Here is a 1,833-nt window from a genome sequence, read left to right on the forward strand (position 1 = left end):
CCTTATCCCAAAGCCGTTCAGGTTTGCCAAGGGCGGGCCGCTGGGGCAGGATTGCTGGCAACAACGGTGGCCGGGTAGGCCACTCAGAAAACGAACGGGAGAAGAAGATGGCAGGCGTGCCGATGGACCAGCGTGAGGGCTGGATCTGGTTCGATGGCGAAATGGTCCCCTGGAAGGACGCCAAGATCCACGTGCTGACGCACGGGCTGCACTATGCCAGCTGCGTGTTCGAGGGCGAGCGGGCCTATGGTGGCGAGATCTTCAAGTCGCGCCAGCACACGGAGCGGCTGATCCAGTCGGGCCGGACGCTGGACTTCACAATTCCCTATTCGGTCGACGAGATCGAGGCCGCCAAGCGCCTGGTGCTCGAAAAGAACGGGCTGGTTGACGCCTATGTTCGTCCGGTTGCCTGGCGCGGCTCGGAGGAACTGTCGGTTCCCGGCCGCAACAACAAGGTGCACCTCGCCATCGCCTCCTGGGTCTGGCCGAGCTATTTCTCGGTCGAGGAGAAGCTCAAGGGCATCCGGCTCGAATGGAGCCGCTGGAAACGCCCGAGCCCGGAGACGATTCCGTGCACCGCCAAGGCCGCTGGCCTCTACATGATCTGCACGCTCAGCAAGGATGCGGCCATGGCGAATGGCTTCGCCGACGCGCTGATGCTCGACTATCGCGGGCTTGTGGCCGAGGCGACCGGCGCCAATGTGTTCTTCGTCAAGGGGACCGAGATCCATACGCCGCTGCCCGATTGCTTCCTCAACGGCATCACCCGGCAGACCCTGGTGCAGCTGGCGCGCGAGAACGGCTACAACGTCGTGGAGCGGCACATGAAGCCGGAGGAGCTCTCGGGGTTCGACGAGTGCTTCCTCACCGGTACCGCGGCGGAAGTGACGCCGGTGAGCCAGATCGGTGAATTCAGCTTCAAGCCGGGCAAGGCCTGCACGACACTCATCAACGCCTATACCGAAGCAGTGACCCCCAAGAAGGCTGCCGCTGAGTAGTCGGTCGAGCTGACAGCCCAAGCGGGCCCCGCCCTCGAGGCGGGGCTACGTGCTTACCGGCGGTTGTCGCCGTCTGCGGTGCGACGCAGACTGCTGCCAATGGCAGAAGGTGCGGGAGGGGGCGTGTCCGGCGCATTCTTGGCGGGATTGCGCAGGAGGGCGGCCGCTGTCGTTTGCCTGATTGCCGTGTCGTGTCCGGCGTTGGCGGAAGTGACGTCGAGCGTTGAGAACCGGACCCACCCGGTACCCGGCGCGACGGCCCGCGCGGTGGTCCGGCATATGCTGCGGCATCCGTTTCCAGGCGACCATGGCGCTGCGTTCGCCAATATCCGCCCGCACTATCGCCTGACCCTCGATGTCGGTGACAGCGGCAGGCTCTGCCGTGTCAAGGACGTCGGCGTGAGCATTCGCTTCGTTGTGACCCTGCCGGTCGCCGCCGATCGGGCGCGCATGACCGGCGGGGTGCGCGCAGCGTGGGACGAGTTCGCCGGTTTCGCCCGGCGGCACGAGGAGACGCACAAGCAGTCCTACCTCTCCTGCTCTCGCGCCTTCGTCTCCCGGGCTCGCACAGCGACCGCGACGACGTGCAGCGGGCTGCGGTCCGAGGTCAGGAAGATGTTCGACGAGGCCCGGCGCAGTTGCGAGGCGCGGCAGGTCCCGTTCGATCGGCAGCAGTCGCTTTCCGTGCGCCGCCTCAGGCTGTTCGACATGGCCGGCTACTAGGGGGCCGGCGCAGGCGCTTTGACCTCGCGCACGTTGACATGGCGCACGTTGACCTGGCGTGGCCGTTCCGTGAGCCGGAGTACCATGCCTCACGAACCGAGATGGAGCCGAG

The 1,833-nt window shown here is 66.0% G+C and carries 2 protein-coding genes; both read left to right on the forward strand.

What is annotated here, in order from left to right:
- The first annotated feature begins 107 nt into the window (after positions 1–107).
- Complete coding sequence (locus ACE3TU_RS21970; protein WP_374627983.1) at positions 108–998, forward strand: branched-chain amino acid aminotransferase; 891 nt, start codon at positions 108–110, stop codon at positions 996–998.
- Between the two features lie 210 nt (positions 999–1,208).
- Positions 1,209–1,721 carry a DUF922 domain-containing protein gene (locus ACE3TU_RS21975; protein WP_374627984.1) on the forward strand — a complete coding sequence of 171 codons (513 nt, stop codon included), beginning with the start codon at positions 1,209–1,211 and terminating at the stop codon, positions 1,719–1,721.
- Positions 1,722–1,833 lie beyond the last annotated feature (112 nt).

The organism is Devosia sp. (assembly GCF_041917035.1).
Classification (GTDB): domain Bacteria; phylum Pseudomonadota; class Alphaproteobacteria; order Rhizobiales; family Devosiaceae; genus Devosia_A.